General features: G+C 44.8%; 26 protein-coding genes. 5 read left to right on the top strand and 21 right to left on the bottom strand.

The features are described 5' to 3' along the window. Positions 1-96: 96 nt before the first annotated feature. A complete protein-coding gene (locus ACFQ0C_RS00210) occupies positions 97-318 on the bottom strand; it encodes a hypothetical protein (protein WP_379362820.1) in 222 nt (73 codons plus the stop codon). A gap of 147 nt (positions 319-465) precedes the next feature. Here ACFQ0C_RS00210 and ACFQ0C_RS00215 point away from each other — a divergent pair, with 147 nt between their 5' ends. The 5 genes from ACFQ0C_RS00215 (at position 466) to ACFQ0C_RS00235 (ending at position 4,232) form a co-directional block, all read left to right on the top strand. Continuing rightward, on the top strand, positions 466-705 hold the full coding sequence (locus ACFQ0C_RS00215; RefSeq protein WP_379362822.1) for a helix-turn-helix domain-containing protein: 240 nt from the start codon (positions 466-468) through the stop codon (positions 703-705). 119 nt (positions 706-824) lie between these two features. Continuing rightward, on the top strand, positions 825-1,007 hold the full coding sequence (locus ACFQ0C_RS00220; RefSeq protein WP_379362824.1) for a hypothetical protein: 183 nt from the start codon (positions 825-827) through the stop codon (positions 1,005-1,007). Positions 1,008-1,311: 304 nt separating this feature from the next. After that, positions 1,312-2,529 (top strand): FtsK/SpoIIIE domain-containing protein, encoded by a 1,218-nt coding sequence (locus tag ACFQ0C_RS00225; protein ID WP_379362826.1) that lies wholly within the window; start codon positions 1,312-1,314, stop codon positions 2,527-2,529. Beyond that, a complete protein-coding gene (locus tag ACFQ0C_RS00230; protein ID WP_379362828.1) occupies positions 2,465-3,070 on the top strand; it encodes a replication-relaxation family protein in 606 nt (201 codons plus the stop codon). Before ACFQ0C_RS00225 ends, ACFQ0C_RS00230 begins: the two co-directional genes overlap by 65 nt. 61 nt (positions 3,071-3,131) lie before the next feature. Further along, entirely contained in the window at positions 3,132-4,232 is a 1,101-nt protein-coding gene (locus ACFQ0C_RS00235; RefSeq protein ID WP_379362830.1) for a site-specific integrase, read from the top strand. Positions 4,233-4,521: 289 nt separating this feature from the next. On the opposite strand, the gene spo0A is transcribed toward ACFQ0C_RS00235, so the two are convergent. The 20 genes from spo0A to spoIIIAF all read right to left on the bottom strand — a co-directional run bounded on the left by spo0A (position 4,522) and on the right by spoIIIAF (position 22,978). Then, entirely contained in the window at positions 4,522-5,328 is an 807-nt protein-coding gene (gene spo0A / locus ACFQ0C_RS00240; RefSeq protein WP_258215505.1) for a sporulation transcription factor Spo0A, read from the bottom strand. 210 nt (positions 5,329-5,538) lie between these two features. Next, positions 5,539-6,876 carry a SpoIVB peptidase gene (spoIVB, locus tag ACFQ0C_RS00245; protein WP_379362833.1) on the bottom strand — a complete coding sequence of 446 codons (1,338 nt, stop codon included), beginning with the start codon at positions 6,874-6,876 and terminating at the stop codon, positions 5,539-5,541. A 118-nt stretch (positions 6,877-6,994) separates the two neighbouring features. After that, positions 6,995-8,689, bottom strand: coding sequence for a DNA repair protein RecN (gene recN, locus ACFQ0C_RS00250; protein WP_379362835.1), 1,695 nt, complete (start codon positions 8,687-8,689; stop codon positions 6,995-6,997). A gap of 14 nt (positions 8,690-8,703) precedes the next feature. Further along, on the bottom strand, positions 8,704-9,153 hold the full coding sequence (gene ahrC, locus ACFQ0C_RS00255) for a transcriptional regulator AhrC/ArgR (protein WP_258215508.1): 450 nt from the start codon (positions 9,151-9,153) through the stop codon (positions 8,704-8,706). Between the two features lie 105 nt (positions 9,154-9,258). Next, entirely contained in the window at positions 9,259-9,738 is a 480-nt protein-coding gene (locus ACFQ0C_RS00260) for a hypothetical protein (protein ID WP_379362838.1), read from the bottom strand. Positions 9,739-9,850: 112 nt separating this feature from the next. Beyond that, positions 9,851-10,684: a TlyA family RNA methyltransferase gene (locus ACFQ0C_RS00265; protein WP_379362840.1), complete on the bottom strand. Its 834-nt coding sequence runs from the start codon at positions 10,682-10,684 to the stop codon at positions 9,851-9,853. 38 nt (positions 10,685-10,722) lie between these two features. Continuing rightward, positions 10,723-12,609, bottom strand: coding sequence for a 1-deoxy-D-xylulose-5-phosphate synthase (gene dxs, locus ACFQ0C_RS00270; RefSeq protein WP_379362842.1), 1,887 nt, complete (start codon positions 12,607-12,609; stop codon positions 10,723-10,725). Between the two features lie 180 nt (positions 12,610-12,789). Further along, positions 12,790-13,695, bottom strand: a complete 906-nt coding sequence (locus ACFQ0C_RS00275; RefSeq protein WP_258215512.1) for a polyprenyl synthetase family protein — start codon at positions 13,693-13,695, stop codon at positions 12,790-12,792. Next, positions 13,692-13,949, bottom strand: a complete 258-nt coding sequence (gene xseB, locus ACFQ0C_RS00280) for an exodeoxyribonuclease VII small subunit (protein ID WP_258215513.1) — start codon at positions 13,947-13,949, stop codon at positions 13,692-13,694. The genes ACFQ0C_RS00275 and xseB overlap by 4 nt, the downstream gene beginning before the upstream one ends. Further along, positions 13,924-15,300, bottom strand: a complete 1,377-nt coding sequence (gene xseA, locus ACFQ0C_RS00285; RefSeq protein WP_258215514.1) for an exodeoxyribonuclease VII large subunit — start codon at positions 15,298-15,300, stop codon at positions 13,924-13,926. The genes xseB and xseA overlap by 26 nt, the downstream gene beginning before the upstream one ends. A gap of 3 nt (positions 15,301-15,303) precedes the next feature. Then, complete coding sequence (folD, locus tag ACFQ0C_RS00290) at positions 15,304-16,176, bottom strand: bifunctional methylenetetrahydrofolate dehydrogenase/methenyltetrahydrofolate cyclohydrolase FolD (RefSeq protein ID WP_379362845.1); 873 nt, start codon at positions 16,174-16,176, stop codon at positions 15,304-15,306. Between the two features lie 24 nt (positions 16,177-16,200). Next, positions 16,201-16,650, bottom strand: a complete 450-nt coding sequence (gene nusB / locus ACFQ0C_RS00295) for a transcription antitermination factor NusB (protein ID WP_258215516.1) — start codon at positions 16,648-16,650, stop codon at positions 16,201-16,203. Positions 16,651-16,834: 184 nt separating this feature from the next. After that, a complete protein-coding gene (locus ACFQ0C_RS00300) occupies positions 16,835-17,074 on the bottom strand; it encodes a DUF2273 domain-containing protein (protein WP_258215517.1) in 240 nt (79 codons plus the stop codon). Positions 17,075-17,088: 14 nt separating this feature from the next. Further along, positions 17,089-17,649, bottom strand: a complete 561-nt coding sequence (amaP, locus tag ACFQ0C_RS00305) for an alkaline shock response membrane anchor protein AmaP (protein WP_258215518.1) — start codon at positions 17,647-17,649, stop codon at positions 17,089-17,091. Between the two features lie 167 nt (positions 17,650-17,816). Continuing rightward, positions 17,817-18,227 (bottom strand): Asp23/Gls24 family envelope stress response protein, encoded by a 411-nt coding sequence (locus tag ACFQ0C_RS00310; protein ID WP_258215519.1) that lies wholly within the window; start codon positions 18,225-18,227, stop codon positions 17,817-17,819. A gap of 191 nt (positions 18,228-18,418) precedes the next feature. Then, positions 18,419-19,777 carry an acetyl-CoA carboxylase biotin carboxylase subunit gene (gene accC / locus ACFQ0C_RS00315; protein ID WP_379362849.1) on the bottom strand — a complete coding sequence of 453 codons (1,359 nt, stop codon included), beginning with the start codon at positions 19,775-19,777 and terminating at the stop codon, positions 18,419-18,421. 178 nt (positions 19,778-19,955) lie between these two features. Then, positions 19,956-20,471, bottom strand: a complete 516-nt coding sequence (gene accB / locus ACFQ0C_RS00320; protein WP_379362851.1) for an acetyl-CoA carboxylase biotin carboxyl carrier protein — start codon at positions 20,469-20,471, stop codon at positions 19,956-19,958. A gap of 124 nt (positions 20,472-20,595) precedes the next feature. After that, positions 20,596-21,420: a SpoIIIAH-like family protein gene (locus tag ACFQ0C_RS00325; RefSeq protein WP_379362853.1), complete on the bottom strand. Its 825-nt coding sequence runs from the start codon at positions 21,418-21,420 to the stop codon at positions 20,596-20,598. Between the two features lie 107 nt (positions 21,421-21,527). Next, positions 21,528-22,163, bottom strand: coding sequence for a stage III sporulation protein AG (gene spoIIIAG / locus ACFQ0C_RS00330; protein WP_379362855.1), 636 nt, complete (start codon positions 22,161-22,163; stop codon positions 21,528-21,530). 32 nt (positions 22,164-22,195) lie between these two features. Next, positions 22,196-22,978, bottom strand: coding sequence for a stage III sporulation protein AF (spoIIIAF, locus tag ACFQ0C_RS00335; RefSeq protein WP_379362857.1), 783 nt, complete (start codon positions 22,976-22,978; stop codon positions 22,196-22,198). Positions 22,979-23,010: the final 32 nt, after the last annotated feature.

Consider the following 23,010-nt stretch of genomic DNA (forward strand, 5'->3'; position numbering starts at 1 on the left):
TCAACATCGCAAGGAAGAACGCAATTAGTTTTACTATTGTCTTAGCGGACAGACCGCGGCGCGTACGCTTTACAGTGTAAATCTCAGTTCCGTATGTCATACAGTAGCAACTCCTTCCGTTAGGGGTACGATGAATCCTATAGCAGCCGCGATAACAGGCGTTACCTCTACGGCTCCTAATACAGCATCACGGCCTGTACCGGTAATTGCCGCAAAGAAACCGCGTTGGACAGAGATCGTCTGACGGGCGTTACCGTTAAACATCGTAGCGTGGATAGTTCCGGATGAGTGCAGGATATAGCGGATATGTAGATTCATTGAAAATCCTCCTTAGTATTATTTTCAATTTTGTGACCGTTAAACGTTCATTTATATGTAAAATATACCATTTGATCGTTAAACGGTCAATAGATTAATAGAAAAATATTTTGTATAATATTCTTATTACGATTGGAGGGAAACTCGTTGGATTGGGAAAAATCCCCTGCTGATTTACACTGCACACTTGGAGAAATTCTAAAAGAAAAAGGGATATCGGCCCTCCAGTTATCAAAAGATATCGACCATCGTAGGTCTACGATTAATGATTTAATTAACAATCGTGAAATATCGAGCAAACGTATTCCTGCACAATTAATAGCAAGAATATGCGTCTATCTCGAAATAACACCTAATGAACTATTTCAAGTCATACATAAAAAGTAAAAGCCCCAGCTAATTAAGCATGGAGGCTTTTTATTTTTGTCATATTGAACGTTAAACGTTCATACACTTTAACATGACCGGCGAACATTACGCCGAATATGCGGAAGGGGTTGATTAACGTGCTTACCTACGGGATTTGTGGTGCGATCGTTATATCATCGGGTCTTATCGAAAGGAAAGCGCGCGAAAACGGAAATGTGACCGGAGCATTAGCAGCTCAACGGTTTGGTCGATTTTTCTTAATCGGAGCAGGCGGCTGGATAGCATGGGAGTGGATCAGCGGAATGTTGGCGTTAGTGTAATAAACCTCTCCCCTTAACAACTAAACGCGTTAGCCACTCGTAAAGGTGTAGGTGAGGAACAAACGCAATCCTAGATACGCACAAGCCTGGGATAATTCCTTCAATTGTGCCGATCAGTATTCCGTAGTTTGAAAAAGTGCCACGTGGCATAGTTTAGTAATCCGTTCGCTCAACCATTCGCCGACATATTCGCCAGGTGAACAATGGGCAGTCGCTTGTACTTTCGTTGTTACTGTAGGGAACCGAAGTAAGGAATGAAGATTCACCCAAGTTAAAACACCTCTAGGTTTGGATAGGAGGCATTATGTTATTAGAAATTGGATTTGGGTTAATCTGTGGGTCTGTTTGTTCTTTAATTTCTCCCCTCTCTTCTTCTTTCTCCTTACGTAAATCCTTCATCGCTGCCTGCAAAACGCTCAACCTGTCGGTCAAGGCCGGCGATACCGTCATGCTACCCGCCGTCAACGCGCAGTATAACGAGTCGTGGGGGATCCGCTTGCTCTGCGGCTTACCGGTCGGCTTATCGTCCACTAAAGTCATCGATCAAAAGCGCGCTATAGCGGAGGCCATGCGAGTAGATCCGGACGACGTTGAAATGACGTACAAAAACGACGGCCTGGTCATTGATATCGTTACACAGCCGATGCCGGAAAAAGTGTCATTTGAAATGACGGTATTCAACGATTACCGCGTACCGATCGGCGTTAACCGAAAGGGCGAAGCTCGTTATTACGATTTTGACGGGCCGTATCCACATTTACTCATTGGCGGAATCTCCGGCGGTGGCAAATCCGTCATCGTCCGAGGCATTCTCGCTTCGCTGGCGACCGGCCCGGCTCCAGATTTGTTCCTCTGCGATTTAAAAGGCGGTGTTGAGCTCGGCATATTCCGCGAACTGGCGTGCGTCAAAGGATTTGCGACGTCTCTATCGGATGTGTTACGGACAGCAACGGAAATTGAATCCGAAATGAATCGCCGATATAGCATTATGGCGGCCAATGGGTCGCAAACTTGGGAAGGTAAAAAGGCGATTCTTGTTATCGATGAACTCGCGGATTTCAAGGTCCGTCCGAACGATCCGGATAAGGTTGTTAAGTCCTCGATTAAAACGAAATTAACCGTGCTTTCAGCGAAGGGAAGGGCCGCCGGGGTACTATTAGTCCTCGCGACACAGCGTCCTTCAGCGGACGTTATAGACGGCCTAATCAAGACGAATATTGCCGCATCAATTTGCTTCCGGACACGCGACGGCACACAATCACGGATCGTACTCGACCATGACGGAGCAGCTGCGTTACCAGACGTACCAGGGCGATTGATATTCCAGACATCGAAAGACGAAACGTTACAGGCTCCATTTTTATCGGCGGAAGAAGCTAAGCGGGTGATTGCGGATTTACCGAAAAAAGAACCGATTGTCCAACGATTGGACGAACAACGAAAGGTGGCGGTGACACGTGGCACTACTAACGAAAACGCAACAAAAGCTGGACCGATGGATAGCGATTATGCAGAGCTGTGACACACTCGGATTCCTAACTACTTCGCAAATCCAGCGTCTTCACGCGCTGAGCGGCAGACGAAACACGTTACGAGTCCTTAACGATATGGGCGATTACCTTAACTCGTTCCATGAAGGTGAGCTCGTTTGGTACCTTTCCGCTAAAGGCCGTAAAGAGATCGGCAGCGAAACGGTCAGAAAACGCACACCACTCGTCCAACATACCGTCATTCGTAACGAAGTGTGCGTTACCTACCGGCCTGAGCTTTTTAAGACGGAGTATTCCGTTAAGTGGGACGGTAAGGAGCTCGTCGCTGACGCAATTATGCGTAAGAACGGCGTATATACTTTTATTGAAATTGACCTAACGCAGAGCTTCGGAGCCAACGAGCGTAAGATGGCGGCTTACCGTGAGCTCCGCGATTCAGGCAAGTGGACGGTGAAGTACGGAGCGTTTCCAACGTTGCTATTCGTAACGATGAGCGAGCATCGGCGACAGAAACTTCGTGCGATAGTAGGCGATTTGAAGTCGGAAATATTGACATTTAATGATTTAATATAAATACACGAGGGGTAATTATATGGGTCTCGGCTCCGTTAAGAAAGAGATTAGAGGTACTTGGATGTATGTCTTAGACGTAGGAAAAGACGAACAGGGAAATCGTAAACAAAAACGCAAACGAGGTTTTAGAACGAAGAAAGCGGCCCAAAAGGAGATGACTGCTGTTATGGTCGAGGTTCAAAATGGAACTTACATAATGCCATCTAAAATAACAGTAGATAGATTTCTCGATGAATGGCTTGAGGAAAAGAGGTTTAGCCTGTCACGTCTTACATTAGAATCGTACCGTTCATATATAAAAAACCACATCACACCTGGAATCGGAAGTATTATGTTATCTAGACTTAATCATTGGGATATACAAAAATTTATGAACTCATTACGTATTAAAGAGAAGAATAATGAACAGAAATTAGCAGATGCAACTATTCAGAAAATTTATAACACATTAGTAACAGCACTTAATTACGCGGTAAAGATCAGACTTATTAAGAAAAATGTCTCTAAGCTAGTTGATAAGCCGAGAGTTAGACGAAGGAAACTACAAGTATGGAACGTGAGAAACACTCAAGAATTTTTAGATAAACTATATGACTCTAGGTATTACATTTGCTTTCATCTAGCATTAATGACAGGTATGCGTATGGGTGAAATTCTCGGGTTACCGTGGAAAAACATTAATTTTGACAATAGTTGCATTTATGTTACACAGACTTTAAGTCGTGACCGCAAAGAAATTAATCATGGTACTAAGTCGCGCTCTGGAATGCGGTCAATTTCTATATCAAGTTTCGATAAGATCGAACTAGAACGTCATTTTAGGAGAATAGCGCACGAAAGAGAGACCTCATCAAACAACAACTATAAGGACAGTGGGCTAGTCGTTTGCACAAAACATGGTGAGCCAGTGCTTGCAGTGACGATCGGATACTTGCATCGAAAGGTCATAGCAGAATTACTTCTCCGTCCAATAAGATTCCATGACTTACGTCATACGCATGCAAGTTTGCTTTTACTAATGGAGGTACATCCAAAAATCGTTCAAATGCGATTAGGTCACAAGAGCATACAGACAACACTAGATACGTACTCTCATTTATTCCCGAATATGCAAAAAGAGGCGGTAAAGAAACTTGAGGACCTTCTGTTCAAACCAAAGTAAACGCAATACTAAGGTTATTCTATAGCATCCCCTATTCGCAAAATTAAAAACGCCGAATCCGAAGATCCGACGTTGCTTAGAACGTTTGTTTGCAGTTTAGGCAGCGTGCATGCTAAGATTAGCATATCGCTTGTGTACCGATAAACTACGTTAAGAAACGGAGGTGAACTTGTCCAACTTTATCGCAATTACGCTATAAAAGTTTATCGGAATCTCATCGCACAGTGACCGATAAATTACGCGAACAAACGTTTCACTCACCGTCTATAAACGTAGAGCCCTAACCCTTTCAACTAACCTTATGCTCGATCCGCAGCTTATCCGCCACCATCGCAATAAACTCAGAATTAGTTGGCTTAGCTTTAGAGATATTAATCGTATAGCCGAACAAGTGGCTGATACTGTCGATGTTGCCGCGCGTCCATGCGACTTCAATCGCGTGACGGATAGCACGTTCTACGCGGCTCGGGGTTGTTTTGTATTTTTCGGCAATGGCCGGATATAACGTTTTGGTAATAGCACCTAAGATTTCGATGTTGTTATACACCATAGTGATGGCTTCACGCAAATATTGATACCCTTTGATATGTGCCGGCACACCTATTTCGTGAATGATTGTAGTAATATTCGCATCCAGGTTTTTACCTTTGGGCATTTGTACAATATTGGCTCTCATGCTGCTTGAGGAAGACGACATGATTGAATTGCTTTGGTTGCTTGTTACCAGCTGCCGAATTCTATTAGTCAAAATTTCCATATCAAACGGTTTTAAAATATAGTAAGAGGCGCCTAACTGAACTGCTTTTTGTGTGATGTTCTCTTGGCCGAATGCAGTTAACATAATTATCTTTGGTTGAGGATTAAGGTCCATTTCGCGAAGCCTCTCCAACACACCCAAACCGTCCAAATGAGGCATAATGATATCAAGAATCAAAACATCTGGCACACGGTTACTTTGTTCGATCAATCTCAGAACGTCGTTCCCGTTATATGCAACACCAGCTACATGCATATCCTCTTGTTCATCGATAAATTCAGATAGAAGGTTCGTAAATTCTCGGTTGTCATCGGCTAATAAAACTTCAATCATTTGCAACGGTTTTTCCTCCTTCAAATGGCGACAAAATTATGTTTACATGTTTTTCCTATTGTATACTTTCGACAGGCTATATAAAAATCCTTCTGTCGAAAATTATTCTTGTGGATTTTTTTTCAATTTTATTTTATAATGATTAATTTGCATCATGGTTATACATTTTTCGACAAATGCAGTGATAAACTAACAAAACAAAAAGCTGAGGGCAATTTAACTTGCCTTCAGCTCTGTTATTGTTGTTGGCGCCGGTCTAAGCATGATTCCTGCATCCTGTAGCATCCACTCAATAAAGCAGCCATAACCGCTTGAAGGATCGTTTACGAATACATGTGTCACTGCACCAATTACTTTTCCGTTTTGGATAATCGGACTTCCACTCATTCCTTGTACGATACCACCTGTTTTTTCAAGCAGGCGAGGATCCGTAATCTTGATAACCATTCCTTTGGTCGCAGGGAAATCTTGTTTTGCAACATGAATGACTTCGATATCGAATTTTTCAACCTTTTGGCCATTCACTACTGTGTAAATTTGGGCGGGGCCTTCCTTAACTTCCTCAGCAAAAGCAACAGGAAGCGCTTCTTTAGTCAGACCATGATCAGGCAATTCACCCATTTTACCAAAAATCCCGAATGATGTGTTTTTCTCAATATTCCCTAGAACTTTACTTTCCTTTGAAAACTGGGCTCTTTTTTCTCCTGGCTCCCCGTTCTGGCTTTTGGAGATTGAAGTAACATTAGAATGTACAATTTCTCCTGACCCAACTGTTATAGGAGTCTGTGTATCCATATCCGTTATAACGTGTCCCAGAGCCCCATACACGCCTTGATCCGGCGCATAAAAGGTTAACGTACCCACTCCTGCGGCAGAGTCCCGAATATACAATCCTAGACGGTAGGTCTTGTCCACAACATCGTAGGACGGCTGCACCTGAAGCTCAATTATTTCATTATTTCGTGTGATGGTTAGCGTCAGAGGCTTCTTATTTTCACCCGCCGCTGCAACTAGCTCAGAAACTTTTGACACATCGGTCAATGGCTTCCCGTTAATTTTTACAATTAAATCGCCTAACTGAATTTTGGCATCCTCGCCCGGTGAAATCTTTTTATCGTCTGCAATCGTTACTAAATGATGACCGACCACTAAAACGCCTGCAGATTTTAATTTAACGCCAATAGTATGCCCCCCTGGAATAACTTTTAGATCGGGGACAACATTAACTTTAACCGTTTTGAGAGGAATTTTGCCAAAAAGCTTAAGTTTCATTTCAGCTTGACCCGCTTTGTAGGATTCCAAAGAAATTGGATTATGGAGATCTACTTGAAATGAGTGCTTGGTTGAACCATTAACCTTGACTATTTCCGGATTATTCACTGTAACCTGTGCACTGACGGGCATTGTCAGCTGGAGACTTGCTTGTTGGCCAGTGAAAAGCCGAAGCTCCTCAGGAAAGGAGGCAAAACTCTGGAAAGGTGTGGAGAGGCTCCCCAGACAAACGAAGAAGACGAGCAGCAAGCCAATCAATTTCTTTCTTTGGTTGGAACTCATGGTGTCACGCTCCCTTGCTTCCTCTGCTACAGCGGCAAATGCTCACCGCCGTTTTGCGTACCTTTAAGGTATCCCCACACCTTTCGTTTTATAACAGAAAATGATGCCTCACTTAACTTTACATCCTTGATTTCTTGTCATTTGCCAAATCGAGCATTTCTTGAGCATGCTGTAATGTGGTCCCTGTAACCTCAACACCGCCCAGCATACGCGCAAGCTCATCCATCCGGCCATCAGTATCCAGATCGTCAACATGGGTAAATGTTCTTTCACCGTCCGTTGTTTTGTGAATGCGGTAATGAGCATCTGCCATGCAGGCAACCTGAGGGAGATGAGTTATTGAAAAGACTTGACAACTGCGGGATAAACGAGACATTTTTTCAGCAATAGCCTGCGCTGCTCTTCCACTTACCCCAGTATCCACTTCATCAAAAACAAGCACTGGAATACGGTCAACTCTTGCAAAAATGGATTTTAAAGCAAGCATAACCCTGGATATTTCGCCACCGGAAGCAATCCTGCTTAAAGATCGGAGCGGCTCCCCTGGATTGGCTGAGATCAGAAACTCCACACCGTCCGCACCATCAGCTGAAAGAGCATTTTCATTGAATGAGACTTGTACTTTGAATTGAGTTTTTTCCATATGTAAATCGCGCAACTCTGAAACAATTTCTCCTGCTAATCTTTCAGCAGTCAGTTGTCTCTGATCGGATAATTCACGCGCTAAGTTTCTTACAACGGTTAGAATCTGCTGTTCTTGCTTCTGAAGCTCCTGCAGCTTTTCATCTTTATTCTCGATTAAATCTAATTCTTCTTTAATTTTAATTAAATACTGCAAAATATCCGCTACATTTTCCCCATACTTTCTTCGTAAGGACGAAATGGTGTCCAGCCTTTGTTCAATAAAATCAAGGCGAGCAGGATTGAACTCTATATCATCCCGGTAGTCCCGAATTTGATAAGCAGCATCCTCCAGCTGGTAATAAGCATTCTGCGCCTGTTCCATTATAGGCTGAAGCTTCACTGGGTCAAGCGAGGTAATATCTTGAAGCTTTTGTACGGCTTTGCTTATAGATTCCAATCCTTTTTTGCTGCCGTAAACAAGTTCGTATGCATCAGAAGCATGTTGAAATAATTTTTCCGCATTGGCTAGTTTGCGCTTTTCTTCGGCTAATGATTCATCTTCACCCTTTTTTAATTTGGCAGAAGTTATTTCTTCCACTTGAAAACGATATAAATCCAGCATTTGAAGGGACTGCTTGCTTGTTTCCTCAAGGTCTCTCAAGCTTTTTCGAACTTGTATGTATTTATGATAAGCTTCCTGGTAATCTCGTTTGTAAGGGCCTATCTCTGTTTCGCCAAACAAATCAAGCCAGCGAATATGCTCGTCCACATGAAACAACGATTGATGCTCGTGTTGTCCATGTATATTAACAAGCCATTCCCCAACTGACTTTAGCCCTGATAAATTAACCAACTGTCCATTAATTCGGCTTGTGCTTTTTCCTTGAGATGTTATCTCGCGGCGAATAATCAAATGTTCTTCCGCATCGGCTTCGATTCCCAGCTCTTCGAGCGTCTGCCAAACCGGATGCCCCGCCTCAATGTGAAACAATGCTTCTATATAAGCTTTATCGCTGCCGTAACGAACTAAATCTGCCGAGCTTCTACCGCCTGCTACAAGGGTTAAAGCATCGATGATAATTGATTTGCCGGCACCTGTCTCTCCGGTAATGACATGAAAACCTTTGCGAAAATTCAAATGGACAGACTCAATTACGGCTAAATTTCGTATGGATATTTCAAGCAGCATCGTTATCTCTCCCGTTAACTTAACATGGATAAAATCTGATTGACCACTACCGAGCTTTGGTCTTTGTTTCGGCAAATGATCAGAATCGTGTCGTCACCACAAATCGTCCCCATAATTTCGTTCCACTCCAGGCTGTCGATTAATGCCCCGATAGCGTTTGCAGTGCCCGGCAAGCTTTTCAGCACAACTAAATTTTCCGTATAGTCAATATGGACAAAATGATCGTTTAGAGCTCGTTTAAGTCGATGCATCGGGTTATAGCGCTGGTCCGCGGGAACCGAGTATTTATACCGTCCATCATCCAAAGGTACCTTTATCAGATGCAGTTCTTTTATATCACGTGAGATGGTTGCTTGTGTTATAGGGAACCCTGACAGCCTCAGCTGATCCACCAATTCATCCTGCGTTTCGATTTCATTGTTAGTAATAATTTCTCTTATTTTAATGTGTCTTTGGCCTTTCATTGGTTACCTCCTAAGAGTTTTGCCGAAGGCAAAGCTTACAGTAAGCTTAAACTCAAACCTTCCTTTTGGAAAAGCTAAAAGCTACTTCGTTGCCTTAATTTTAATTCATCCAACGTGTTCTTCGGTATCCAATTCAAACACAATCAAGTTTAACTTTTGCTGTTCAAGCTCAACATAAATAACCCCGGAGGTCTGCGGATAAACTAGCTGATAGACCAATAACCGGTCACGAAGCATGCTGCCGCGCATTTCCAATGGCTTGCGGTCCTTCGCTATTTTTACTGCGTAATAAAATCCGTCTTTTTCGGCAAAATAATCAATAAACAAGCGACTTTCCAAAAGCTCAGCATCCTCATTTACAGATATATGGATCGGAATTCGCTGCTTGCCGCTAACGATGCTATAGCCTTCTTCAGATAACAGCTGAGTAACATCATCCTCTGACACCGGTTCATCATTCTCAGGGATCGCAGGTGCCGTCCCACTATGCACTATAGTTCTCATCCGATTTCGGGTATAAAAAAATAGCCAAATGCCCAATACCAGCAAAATAACAATAAGTATCGATCCATCCCCAGCCTTCATAAACACATCACCTCTACCTTTAATGCGAACACCCGCATCATTAGTATTCTAGAAATCGGTGTCAATATCCTCCAGTTGGCCAAAAAATCCCCCTATGCAACAAAAAAACTCATCATCCCGATGAGTTTTGAAGCTTCCCGGCATCGCTGACCGCTTGACGAATCCAATCCTCCACGACTTCTGGAGAATGAGCAGGCTCGTCCGAGTTGCATACCAAATATGCCAAAAACTCCACATTGCCTTCTCCGCCTCGAATCGGTGAATAGGTCAGACCCTTCAATACAAATCCCGCTTCCGATGCGAATCCTAGCGTTGTTTGTAAAACCTCTGTATGAATGGCGGGCTCACGTACGACCCCCGTTTTGGGCACCTTTTCTCGCCCTGCCTCAAACTGTGGCTTAATCAGGGCTACTACCTCTCCCCGTTCCGCCAATATCCCTCTCAATGGAGGGAGAATCAGCTTCAGCGATATAAACGACACATCGATTGAGGCAAAGGTCGGTCGCGGTCCTTCTAAATCTTCTGGCTGCATGAAGCGGAAATTAGTGCGTTCCTTCACATGAACCCTCGGATCGTTACGCAGCGACCAATCCAGCTGGTTATAACCCACATCTACAGCATATACATACTCCGCTCCATTTTGCAGAGCACAATCTGTAAACCCCCCTGTCGAAGCTCCTATGTCCAGCATGGTGACACCCGTAACATCAATGGAAAAATGCTTTAAAGCTTTTTCCAGCTTCAGGCCGCCGCGGCTTACATAAGGATGAAGAGCTCCCTTGACAAGTATCTTCGCTGTTCGTAATATTTTCGTACCTGCTTTGTCAACCGGTTCATTATCAACCAGAACCAATCCAGCCATAATAGATGCTTTGGCTTTCTCGCGTGTCTCAAAGAACCCTTGTTCCATTAATAATATATCCAACCGTTCCTTATCTGCTGCCATGGTTCATTCATACTCCTATTATCTTCTGCTGCAATGGGCTACGCGTGTTGACGTCTACGCGGCACAAGCGCTTTGACCTCGGATACGAGTCTCTCCGATGTAAGTCCAACTTCCTTACGCTGCTCCTGAACGGAACCATGCTCCACAAAATAATCGGGTATTCCTAGAATTTTGATTCGAAGGCCATATAGATTCTGATTCGCGTAGTATTCAAGCACGCTGCTGCCAAAGCCGCCCATTAGTGCGCCTTCCTCCATCGTGATAATAGGCAGATTATCCTTAGCCAGTTGAAGGAGCATAGCTTCGTCCATTGGCTTAATGAATCTGGCATTGATGACTCTCAACTGAACGCCTTCCTTGCTTAATTGCTCCGCAGCTTCCATTGCCAGTGAAATCATCGGACCTACGGCAAGCACTACTGCACTGTCGCCAGGTCTTAAAACTTCCCAAGTACCAATAGGAATGGTGTGATAAGGATTATCCATCGAGGTTCCAAGTCCGCTGATCCGTGGATAACGAACAGCAATTGGCCCCTCATTATATTCAACGGCCGTTTTCATCATATGCCGCAATTCATCCTCATCCTTCGGCATCATCAGTACCATATTAGGGATGCTGCGTAAAAAAGCGATGTCATACGCACCTTGATGAGTCTCTCCATCAGGTCCGACAAATCCGGCACGATCAATGGCGAATATAACATTCAAGTTCGCGCGGCAAATGTCATGCACAACCTGATCATAAGCCCTCTGCAGGAAGGTAGAATACACTGCAAAAACGGGCTTGATCCCTTCATTCGCAAGTGCCGCACACAATGTAGCTGCATGCTGCTCGGCAATACCTACATCTATCATGCGATCAGGAAACTCATCCGCAAACTTTAATAAACCAGATCCCCCGGGCATTGCCGGTGTAACGGCAACGATACGCGAGTCTTCACGGGCCAAATCAATTAACGATTTACTGAATACCTCGGTGTACATAGGTGGCCCTACAGCTTTGAGCATTTGACCCGATTCGATCTTATATGGGCTTGCCCCGTGCCATGTATGGGAATCGGCTTCGGCCGGGGAATAACCTTTCCCCTTCAAAGTAACCACATGCAGAAGAACCGGCCCTTCCACCTTCTCCGCTTGCTTAAGCGTTTCTAATAGAACAGGCAGATTATGACCATCTATCGGACCCAAGTAGGTCAAGCCCAATTCTTCGAATAAAACGCCCGGTACAACCATATATTTCAAGCTGTCCTTCAGCTTCTCAATTGTTTTGGCTAGCGTTCCGCCGATGGCAGGAATTTTTTTGATCAAATACTCGACTTCTTCTTTCACTTTCACATAATGCTTATCCGAACGTATTTTGCCTAAATAATTGTGCAGAGCTCCTACATTGGGAGCAATCGACATTTCATTATCATTCAAAACAACGATCAGGTTCTTTTTCTCATGTCCAATATGATTTAATGCTTCCAGCGCCATACCGCCAGTCAAAGCTCCGTCACCAATAACGGCTACAACCCGATTATGGTCGCCTTTGAGGTCACGAGCAATTGCCATCCCCATTGCAGCCGATAAAGAGGTACTGCTATGTCCGGCCTCCCAGACGTCATGCTCACTTTCGGATCTCTTTACAAACCCGCATAAGCCTTTATATTTACGCAGCGTGTCAAATTTGTCCATACGGCCGGTAAACATTTTATGAACATACGACTGATGACCCACATCAAAAATAAATTTATCATAGGGACTATTAAATAAATAATGAAGCGCTATAGTAAGCTCAACAACACCAAGGTTAGACGAGAGATGTCCGCCGGTGACCGAAAGCTTTTCAACAAGAAACTGCCGGGTTTCCGTAGCCAGTTGTTCCAGTTGCTCTATGGACAGTTGTTTCAAGTCTTTGGGCTGAGTTATTTGTTCGAGCAGCACGTTGTTCCCCCGCTTTCCTTGTTGGGATAAAAGAAAACTCCATCAGATGGAGTGATTGGTTCATCAGGTTCATCTTTTTTCGACATAAACCTATGTATCCCATTAAACTTGCACCCATTATAGCATAGAGAAGGATGCCACTCAATGATAGTACGATACAAAAGTTATACAAATAGCCATTTAATGGTCTCTTTTCGTCAAAAAATCAGCAAGCTGCAGCAGTCTGTCGGGATTAGGAAAATGCGCATTTTCAATGGCTTGTTTTCCTTGCTCCGTTAATTGCCGGATTTTTTCCTGTGAAGCTTCTATCCCAACAAAATAAGGGTAGGTCACTTTTTGCTGTTTCTCATCGCTTTTTACCGGCTTGCCTATTTTCTTCTCATCACCGATTAAATCAAGAATGTCGTCTTGAATTTGAAAGGCAAGTCCAATATTATATCCATACTTCTCCAAGGCTTGCAGCTGCTTCGGAGTTGCTCCGGCTAAATGACCTCCCGCCTTAAGGGAAAATACGATCAAATCGCTCGTCTTATGAATGTGGATGTACTCCAATTCCTCCAGCTTTGTGATGCCTTGCTCCCCTTGCATATCAGCAGCTTGGCCACCCACCATTCCCGAAGCACCTGCCAGCTTGGATAAATCCTCAATAATCTCGACTATTTGTTCAGCTGGTACCTCAAAAGCACGGTAGGATTGAACAATCGAATAAAACGCATGGGTCAACAGCGCATCTCCCGCTAATATCGCCATTGCGTCACCGTATATTTTATGATTGGTCAGCTTCCCGCGACGATAATCATCATTATCCATTGCTGGCAGATCATCGTGAATAAGTGAATAGGTATGAATCATCTCTATCGCGCAAGCAACGGGCATAGCCGCTTCTGTGCTTCCCCGCAGAGCTTCTACTGTTGCCAAAACCAAGGTAGGACGAAGCCGCTTGCCGCCTGCCATTAAAGAATACATCATAGATTCTCTTAGCGTGTCCGGAATGCTCCAGATTGCAGGCAGCGATTCCATAAGATCAGCTTCGATCCGCGCTGCTTTGTCTTCTATATACTGTTTGATCGTTAACTCGGTACTCATTTGACTTCACCCTTCTCGTCAGTTGCAGGGTTGAACGGCTTCTTCACAAGTCCGCCCTCTTGCTCCATTAGAATTTCAATCTTTCGTTCAACCTGTTCCAGCTTTTGACCGCATAGCTGGGAAAGCTTCATCCCTTCTTGAAACAGATCAATCGCCTGTTCCAAGGGTACGTCCCCGCTCTCCAGTTGAGCAACGATCTGCTCCAGCTTATCCATCGCCTGCTCGAAGCTAGGCGTCGTTTCCTGTTTTGTCATTTTGCTTCTCCTCCATTGACCACACATGACAATCCACATTGCCATCCATCAACCTGAGCTTCAACACATCCCCAAGCTGCACCTGTTGTATGGACTTAATTAACTGCTGTTCCTTCTCGTCATAAACGAGACTATACCCCCGCTGCATTACTTTCAATGGGCTCAATGCATCCAATTGCCGGATGGCCGCTAACAGATCCTGCTGCTTATGCTTCTTAGCCGTCTGCATCGCTTGCTGCAGCTGCCGCACTGAAGTACCCAGCCGTCGCTTGGCGAAGCCAGCTTGTTCCTTCGGATTAAACGAAGAGATCCGCCGGTCAAGCTTCATTCGCTGCTCCTGCAGCTTAGCAAGACGCCCGCGCAGCTTGTAGGCGAGCTGCTCCTTCGTCCGATCCAGCCGCTCCATCGGCTGAATAAGCAGCTGCCTGCGCGGATTGGTCAGAACCGGCGAACGCTGCAGCCTGTTTAATCGTTCACGGCTTCTGTCCAGCTGATTGGACAGCCCCCCGTACAGCTGCTGCTTGAAGTATCCAAGCTGCTGCTTCAGCTCCTGATAATGGGGAACCGCCAGCTCAGCTGCTGCTGTTGGGGTAGCTGCTCGAAGATCAGCAACGAAATCCGCTATCGTGAAGTCCGTTTCATGACCAACTGCAGAAATGACCGGAATAAGCGAGGCAAAGATAGCGCGTGCAACTGTTTCCTCGTTAAAAGCCCACAGCTCTTCTAAAGAGCCGCCGCCCCTGCCAACAATCAGCACATCCACTTCGTTCATTGCATTCATCGCTTCGATCGCCTTGACAATCGCTGGAGCTGCCTGGTTCCCTTGAACCAGCACCGGGTATAGCTGCACCGGTACATTGGGATAGCGACGCTGCAGCGTTATAATAATATCCCGGACTGCTGCTCCAGTTGGTGAGGTAATAACACCGATAGCTTTGGGGTAGCGAGGGAGCGGTCTTTTGCGCTGAGCTGCAAATAATCCCTCTCCCTCAAGCTTTTTCTTCAGCTGCTCGAAGGCCAGATACAAGCTGCCAATCCCATCGGGCTGCATTTGCGTTGCATAAAATTGGTATTGGCCATCCCGCTCATAGACGGAAATATTCCCGCAAGCCAGCACCTTGGTGCCTTCCCGCGGGATAAAGCCTAGACGCTGGTTGTGAGAAGCGAACATAATGCTTTTCAAGCGGCTGTCCGCATCCTTTAACGTAAAATACATATGTCCGCTGGAATGATGAGTGAAGTTGGATATTTCCCCGCGCACCCACACATCCTGGAGCACGTTATCGGTCTCCAGCCGCATTTTTATGTATCGATTTACATCTTTAATGGAAAATATTCGCTGATCCTTCATGGCTTACCGGTTTGCTGCAGACTGCAACGCTGCCGCACGCTTAGCCGCTTCCAGCGTATTTCTTAACAATACGGTTATCGTCATCGGACCTACACAGCCCGGAACCGGCGTTATGTAGCTAGCTACATCCAGCACATCGTCAAAATCAACGTCACCAGCCAGCTTGCCCGTATCCAGACGATTTATTCCAACATCGACAACAATTGCGCCAGGTTTTACATGCTCGCGCTTCACCATCTTGGGTTTGCCCACCGCTGCGATCAAAATATCTGCTTGACGTGTAATTTCCGCCATATTGGCTGTTCTGGAATGACATACGGTAACGGTCGCGTTCTCTCTTAACAATAATATCGCCATCGGTTTGCCAACTATGTTGCTTCGTCCGATTACTACTGCATGCTTACCTGCTATTTCAACACCGATTTTTTTTAGAATGTCGATGACACCAGCTGGCGTACAAGGCGCAGGCCCTTCTTTACCGATCATCAAATTTCCGACGTTAACCGGATGAAAACAATCCGCATCCTTGTGTACAGCGATTGCTTCTACAATTTTTTCTTCGGAAATATGCTTGGGTAGTGGGGATTGTACTAAAATGCCATGAATTTTAGGATTCTGATTTAACTGTTCAATTAATTGAAGTACATCGGATTCCTCTGTAGCTGCTTCCAAAGTATGAACCTCGGAATAAATTCCTGCTTCTTCACAGGCCTTCGCTTTGTTGCGTACATATACTTGGGAAGCTGGGTCCTCCCCGACCAGAACGACCGCCAGGCCAGGCTGAACACCTTGCTGTGTCAGAATTGCTACTTCTTCTTTAATTTGAGCGCGATACGCGCTGACAATTTCTTTCCCATTAATGACTTGTGCTGACATGATGATGCCCCCTCATCCGGATTGTTAGCTCTTGGCTTTGATTTCTTCAAGTTCCTTGATCATTTTTCCAAGTACTCCATTAACAAACTTCCCCGATTCATCTGTTCCAAAATGCTTGGCCAATTCGATGGCTTCATTTACAACAACCTTAGGCGGCACATCATTGCGGTAGACCATTTCATAGGTTGCCAATCGCAGGATTTCACGATCAACCCGGGACAGCCTGTCCATCTTCCAGCCCTTTAAATAATCCAGCAGCAGCTTGTCTATCTGTTCCTTGTTCGAGTAAGTTCCTTCAACAAGCTCACTTATTTCCTCAAGAGCGATAGTGTCCTTCGTTTGGGTTAGTTGGGCCTCGTCGTCCGTCTGTGCTTCTTCCACCACAATACCGATTGCCTCAACCATATTAACCTCGTTCATTTCCATTTGGTACAGGCTTTGAACCGCCAGTTCCCTTGCCAATCTTCTTCTCATTCTTTGTGTTTCCTCCTAAGAGTTTCGCATTAGCGAAACTTGCATCGTAAGCTTTTAACTGAGTTTTGCTTGTTCCAACAATTCTTCATAAGTTCTTCCTCATAAACATGAAAAAAATCCTTGGATTCGAACCAGGGATTTTCATTGCAACTGCTTCACACGTGCAGCCGTGTCAGTTGTCAATTCATCTTAACAATCTCCATTTGTCCAATAACCAACGCCAAAACTGTTGAATGGGAACAGGCGTATCGCCCCGTTCGATTCTTTTCCCTATATTATAACAAGTATATACGATTAGGACAAAGATTAACATATCCCACAAACCGCAAATCAAATAGATGAGTCCAAGCAGAACACCCGTGGCTGCGCCCAAGGTTTTGCCCCTGTGCCTCTCCCAAAGATGTTCCCACAGTTGAATCCACATGATGGAGCTCACCTCTATTCCACTCTACTTTTAAAAGTAGGTGCTGATTGTTGAATGTTTGCTACAAATACAGTAACGACGGCAACCGGAATGCCGGTAATTTCTTCAATATGATTTTTGACGCCTGACTGCATCTCTTCCGTTAATAGTGGAATCGAGCTTTCCCCATCAACAATAGCACGAATAATAATTTCCAACCCTGCAGGGCTCACTCGCACACGCGCCTTCAAATCCTTCACGCCGCGGGTACGTTTGGCTGCCTTCAATGAAAGGTTTTCAACCGTTTCTATGGAAATTCGAATATCGCCATAATCTGTACGCTGATCGATAGAAGGAGCATTCGCTCTGCCTCTGCGCACTGCGACATACAGAAAACGGATACTGACCACAGCTACCACGACCGTTAAGGTAATGAAGGGAAGCGCGGTATTTAAATCATAATAAACATTATAAGCAAAGGAACCTACACGCTCAAATGAAATCCAACCAAATGCGCAAACAAGAAGAGTACAAGCTGCAATGAGAACAACCAAGCTAAAAATAAATAGAAGCAATCTATCTAGAACTTTAACCACGAAACCGGACTCCTTCCAAATTAGAGGAAACCCCCTTGCAACTTGAAGGGGGTTAGCCAAACGTTTATTTAGTTGATTAGAAGGCATAAGGGTATGCTTTCAATACATCAACCTTGACAAACGTTGCGCGTCCCGTGAGGACGGCAAAGCCGTTTATCCATCCTTGTTTACTTGACTCGATTTGGTGATGCTTCTACTTCTTCTACTTTCTCCGCACCTTTGAAAATGACATCATGAATATGTACATTCACTTGAACTACACTTAGCCCTGTCATCGATTCAATCGCATGTTTAACATTTTGTTGAACGCCGGACGCTACCTCAGGGATTCTGGTTCCGAATTCAATAACGATCGACACATCAATAGCAGCCTCACGTTGTCCAACGTCTACCTTTACACCCTTGGACATGTTCTTGCGTCCCAGCAATTCCGCGATACCGCCTGCAAATCCACCGCTCATACCGGCAACACCTGGAACTTCAACTGTAGCCATCCCAGCAATGATTTCAATAACCTCGGGTGCTATCTGAATCGTGCCAATATCGGTTTTCTCATAATCCGCAGCAATGATCGTCATAATCGGAGCCTCCTTGGAAGTTTTACGAAATTATTGCATCGCAACTAATCCTAATAGATAAATCTTCTTCTCTACTTCGTTAGTAAAGCGGACTTTTAACCAACCTCTATTATGGATATGCGCGAGTCACGCAAAACTTGTCTTAGTCTATATACTATATCATTATCCTAAAAACTTGACAAATTGTCAGTTTACGATTCAGGATCGTTCACATCATGCTCTTCTAAGAACTTGATGTCAAAATCACCAGCAATAAACTTCTTATGTTCTAAAAGCTTCAGATGAAATGGAATGGTAGAATGGATGCCTTCAACAGAAAATTCGGATAGGGCGCGCTTCATTCGTTGAATAGCTTCATTACGGTCTTTGCCCCAAACGATCAGCTTAGCGATCATCGAGTCATAATGAGGCGTGATCGTGTAGCCTGGATAAGCAGCACTGTCAACCCTTACACCGAATCCACCTGGTGGCAGATAAAATTGAATTTGACCGGCTGAAGGCATGAAATTACGATTGGAATCCTCAGCGTTAATCCTGCATTCAATAGCCCACCCATCGATCTTCACTTCGTCTTGAGTAAAGGATAGAGGCTCTCCTTCTGCAACACGGATCATTTCCTTAATGATATCTATACCTGTGATGAGCTCTGTTACTGGATGCTCCACCTGGATCCGGGTGTTCATCTCCATAAAATAAAACTGTCCGTCCGCGCCAAGTAAAAACTCCAAGGTTCCTGCTCCTGAATAAGAAACAGATTTAGCAGCTCGTACAGCAGCATCGCCCATTTGTGCACGGATTTCCGGAGTCAATATCGGGCATGGCGCTTCCTCAACCAGCTTCTGACGTCTCCGCTGAACTGAGCAGTCACGCTCTCCCAAATGTACTACATTGCCATGCTTATCAGCTAATATTTGAATTTCCACATGCTTCATGCCAGTCAAATATTTTTCAAGATATACGCCAGCATTACCGAATGCGTTCTGAGCTTCCTGCTGGGCTGTTGTGATTTGCTGGATGAGCATTTCCTCATTTTCAGCAATTCGGATCCCTTTGCCACCGCCTCCGGCCGTAGCTTTAATAATGACAGGATATCCGATTTCACGGCTGATACGCACCGCTTCCTCCAAATCCTCCACAAGCCCGTCCGAGCCTGGAATGACAGGAACATTAGCTTCCTTCATCGTTTGCTTGGCAACCGCCTTATCTCCCATACGGCTTATTGCATCCGGTGATGGTCCGATAAACGTTATATTACAACTTTCACATATTTCTGCGAAGTTAGCATTCTCAGCTAAAAAACCATAACCCGGGTGAATCGCATCGGTTTCCGTTAATGTAGCTACACTCATAATGTTAGTCAAATTTAAATAGCTGTCTTTGGAAAGTACGGGGCCGATACAATAGGCTTCATCAGCAAGACGCACATGCAGCGCTTCCTTATCGGCTTCCGAATATATCGCAACGGTAGATATGCCTAATTCACGGCAAGCGCGAATGATTCTGACAGCAATTTCACCGCGATTGGCAATTAATACTTTTTGAAACTTCAATTGGATATTCCTCCTAAGAGTTTCGCTTGAGCGAACTTACTACGAAAGCATAGGCTGAACTTTCCGAAGGAAAGTTCACTTCATAAGCGTTACTTAAGTTTCACTTGAACGAAACTTATAACGTATGTACAGGCTTTATTTAATGGATTGTTTTAAATTGGTTTATGATCACCAACTATTATTCCGGTCTCACCAGGAATAACGGCTGGCCGTATTCTACCAATTGTCCATTTTCCACAAGCACTTCGACAATTTCACCTTTAATTTCAGCTTCGATTTCATTCATAAGCTTCATTGCTTCAATAATACAAACGACGGACTTCTCCTTCACCTGGCTGCCTTTGGACACAAACTCCGGAGCGCCTGGCGACGGTGATTCATAGTATGTACCTACCATTGGCGAGACGATTCTATGTAGGTTGGCTTCCATTGCAGCCGCCTTATCGGCAGCAGCTGCTGCATGGTTGGCTTCTGCAGTTTGAGGAGCTTGTCCGCCGACGAAGGAAGCAGGCTGCTGCTGGGATACAATCGGTTGAAACGATTGCTGGTACGGTGCTGCGCTTACTACAACCTGTTCGGTTTTATTAGGTTTACGAATCATAAGGCGAGAGCCTTCGCTTTCAATTTCTAACTCTTGCAAAGAGGTTTGATCCACTAGTTTGATTAGTTCTTTAATTTCGCTTAGTTTAAACACAAGATTCACTCCTTCAACAATAGGTGAAACAATAACGTTGTTATTATAACACATAGAAAAGAAATGGAAAGAGTCCAGTTTGTCCGGACTCTTTTTTTCTGTTGCCTATATTGAATTATACAGCTTAAGGAACATATTGAACGACAATTTTTTCAGCGCCGACATTCATTTCGTTCATTACCTTTTCTATGATGCTAACCGCTTGGCTTTTCTCCAGCTTATTGCTTTGAACGGTTATCTTCCACTTGCTGGATTCTTCAGTAATGACCGCTTGCGGGAATTCTTTCATCAAAGTTTCTTCGAGGCTGGTAACCTTCGCTTCATTATCCTGAATCTTTCTAAGCTCGGCTTCGGCATTGGCTGCCGCTTCCGCTGTTTGCTTAGGGTCGGAGATAATCGTTAACCACTTTTCCGTTTGCTTAGCCAAATCTTCATTTCGCTTAAGGCCAATGCTAGTGAAATAGTCTGTCCCTGATTTGGCCTGAGTCATTACTTGCTGCAATACTTTGGCGTCAGCTGCGCTTACTTGAGTATCGGTTTTGGCAGTCGGCTGTGCAGCTTTTGTGTCTGCAGCAGCAGCGGTTTTGCCACCAGTCTGAGAAGCATTGGTTTGAGTATCCTTATTGGTCTCTGTTTTAATGCTGCTCTCTTTTTGTTCAGGCTTAACCGGGGTCGCAGTCGGCTGTTTGACTTCTGGAGTTGTCGCAGCACTTGCTTTCTTATCCGTTTGAGCGCCAGATGGAGTTGGATTGACATTCAGGTCATTGGTGTTCACAACAATTTCTTTAGCGCTGGGGCTCGTTGTACTTACGGTACCGGTTGTCTTGGTCGTTTGGTTGGAACCAAATTGCAAGTTATTGACGTCCTCGGTAAATAGATAGTAAGCGGAGAGCACAACCATTAAACTCAACATAGAAACCAGCCAGATTGTTTGCCTTTTCGAATTCATATTCAAATTCCTCCTTAGAGTTTTCATAGAAAACTTACTTCGTCAACCATTCATGCTTTTTTTGTAAAATGTCTTTCAAAATTTTGTGATTGGGATTATATCGATCCCTACTGCTTTCTAGGAAGAATGGAGATGCGATTAGCCGGCACATCCAGACCGCGCTCCACAGCCTCAGTAATCATTTTTTTCACAGTCAAATTTTCAGCGCCTTTCGCTACAACCAAAACCCCCCTGATTTTCGGTTTAATGGTCTTCACAACCAACGGCTGCTTACCTCCTGACACTTCGTACAAAACCACTTCCCCGCTCCTGGAAACATCGGTAATATGGCGGGTTGCTCCGTGTTGGTCCTTCTCATTGGTTACTTGCTGCGAATCCTTCGAATTACGTTCCACCATGATCTCCTCAGTGGACTCAATAGTAACCAGCACTTCCACTTCGCCTACACCGACAATCTTGGTTAAAATCTCTTTTAACTGCAGCTGGTAAGCCTCCTCATATTCCCGGAACGTATTCCGCTCTTTGCTTACCGAACTGCCGAAAGCCGGCTTATCAGCAGCGGGAGGGGACGCCCTCCCTACACCAATGGGATCAACATCCTTCACTGTTACGTAGGAGTTGACAATCATAAACGCAGCTCCCACCAAGCCTAGCAGCAACAGCCAGCGAAACGTTGCAATTCGCTTCGTTCCACCCGGTCCGCCGCTAAACCATTGCTCCAACCATTTCATCATAGCCCCCATCAGGTCACCTCCCCGGCATAAGCTTTATTGGTTCAGTAATCGGCCTTGCCGCTTGAAGCTGCAATTTCAACCGTAATACGCTCCAATGGAACCTGCCAGTCTTTGTTCAGAAGCATTTTGATTTGTGTTTGCTCTTGAGTATTTACCGTGCTTGTGGTCTTGCCTGCAATTCCGTTAGCACTCTCGTCAACCTTGTCCTTATTGCCTCCAAAAACAGCCTCTGATTTAGGTTCAATCGTAATGTCAATTTTCTTTACCGGTTCTACAGTTATTGGTTTGACAGGAGCGGCGGTCGTTTGTTTGACCCCTGTTGGCTTGGAAGGCACACTCGCTTGCACGTATACTTTGCTGATCTGCATTTGCCCGCTCATATCTTTCGCAATCTCAACATTCAAGTTCGTTACCATCATGCCAGTGGTTTGCTCGATATTTCTTTTCATCAATTCACTGACCTGCTGCTGCGCCAAGCTTTGGGATTGTTGCTCCTGCCTCGTTTTAAGCTGCTCAGCCTGCCGCTCAATGCTGTCCAGCGTCTGCATGTCAGCCGGTCCCCCTTGCTTTGGACTGAATGCCGAAAGCACGCTTTTGTCATTTGAACCTTTAAACATGGCTTCAGCATCCGCCAGCATGCTGTCTATGGAAGCATTCTTTTGAAACAATGACAGCAGAGGCTGCAGAAGGGTCAGCAGAATAAAAAGGCTCATAACCGTTTTTACATAACGCTGCATGGTCTGATTCGGGAGAAGAATGTCCACAAACGTAGCCAGCAAAATAATCAGAATAATTGATTTGAGCCAACTGCCCAGCCAATCCAATTGCAAACCGCTCCTTTCCGTTGATCTGCAGC

It is taken from the genome of Paenibacillus sp. GCM10027630 (genome assembly GCF_042676305.1).
Classification (GTDB): domain Bacteria; phylum Bacillota; class Bacilli; order Paenibacillales; family NBRC-103111; genus Paenibacillus_S.

Bases quoted from the DNA above. Each gene is read 5' to 3' on its own strand.
- ACFQ0C_RS00275 (WP_258215512.1), bottom strand. From the start codon at position 13,695: ATGAGTACCGAGTTAACGATCAAACAGTATATAGAAGACAAAGCAGCG.
- ACFQ0C_RS00310 (WP_258215519.1), bottom strand. From the start codon at position 18,227: ATGACGATCATTGCTGCGGATTATGAGAAAACCGATATTGGCACGATT.
- ACFQ0C_RS00300 (WP_258215517.1), bottom strand. From the start codon at position 17,074: ATGTGGATTCAACTGTGGGAACATCTTTGGGAGAGGCACAGGGGCAAA.
- ahrC (WP_258215508.1), bottom strand. From the start codon at position 9,153: ATGAAAGGCCAAAGACACATTAAAATAAGAGAAATTATTACTAACAAT.
- ACFQ0C_RS00210 (WP_379362820.1), bottom strand. From the start codon at position 318: ATGAATCTACATATCCGCTATATCCTGCACTCATCCGGAACTATCCAC.
- ACFQ0C_RS00235 (WP_379362830.1), top strand. From the start codon at position 3,132: ATGTATGTCTTAGACGTAGGAAAAGACGAACAGGGAAATCGTAAACAA.
- xseB (WP_258215513.1), bottom strand. From the start codon at position 13,949: ATGACAAAACAGGAAACGACGCCTAGCTTCGAGCAGGCGATGGATAAG.
- folD (WP_379362845.1), bottom strand. From the start codon at position 16,176: ATGTCAGCACAAGTCATTAATGGGAAAGAAATTGTCAGCGCGTATCGC.
- spoIVB (WP_379362833.1), bottom strand. From the start codon at position 6,876: ATGAGTTCCAACCAAAGAAAGAAATTGATTGGCTTGCTGCTCGTCTTC.
- recN (WP_379362835.1), bottom strand. From the start codon at position 8,689: ATGCTGCTTGAAATATCCATACGAAATTTAGCCGTAATTGAGTCTGTC.
- ACFQ0C_RS00225 (WP_379362826.1), top strand. From the start codon at position 1,312: ATGTTATTAGAAATTGGATTTGGGTTAATCTGTGGGTCTGTTTGTTCT.
- ACFQ0C_RS00325 (WP_379362853.1), bottom strand. From the start codon at position 21,420: ATGAATTCGAAAAGGCAAACAATCTGGCTGGTTTCTATGTTGAGTTTA.
- ACFQ0C_RS00265 (WP_379362840.1), bottom strand. From the start codon at position 10,684: ATGGCAGCAGATAAGGAACGGTTGGATATATTATTAATGGAACAAGGG.
- spoIIIAG (WP_379362855.1), bottom strand. From the start codon at position 22,163: ATGGGGGCTATGATGAAATGGTTGGAGCAATGGTTTAGCGGCGGACCG.
- nusB (WP_258215516.1), bottom strand. From the start codon at position 16,650: ATGAGAAGAAGATTGGCAAGGGAACTGGCGGTTCAAAGCCTGTACCAA.
- xseA (WP_258215514.1), bottom strand. From the start codon at position 15,300: ATGAAGGATCAGCGAATATTTTCCATTAAAGATGTAAATCGATACATA.
- ACFQ0C_RS00260 (WP_379362838.1), bottom strand. From the start codon at position 9,738: ATGAAGGCTGGGGATGGATCGATACTTATTGTTATTTTGCTGGTATTG.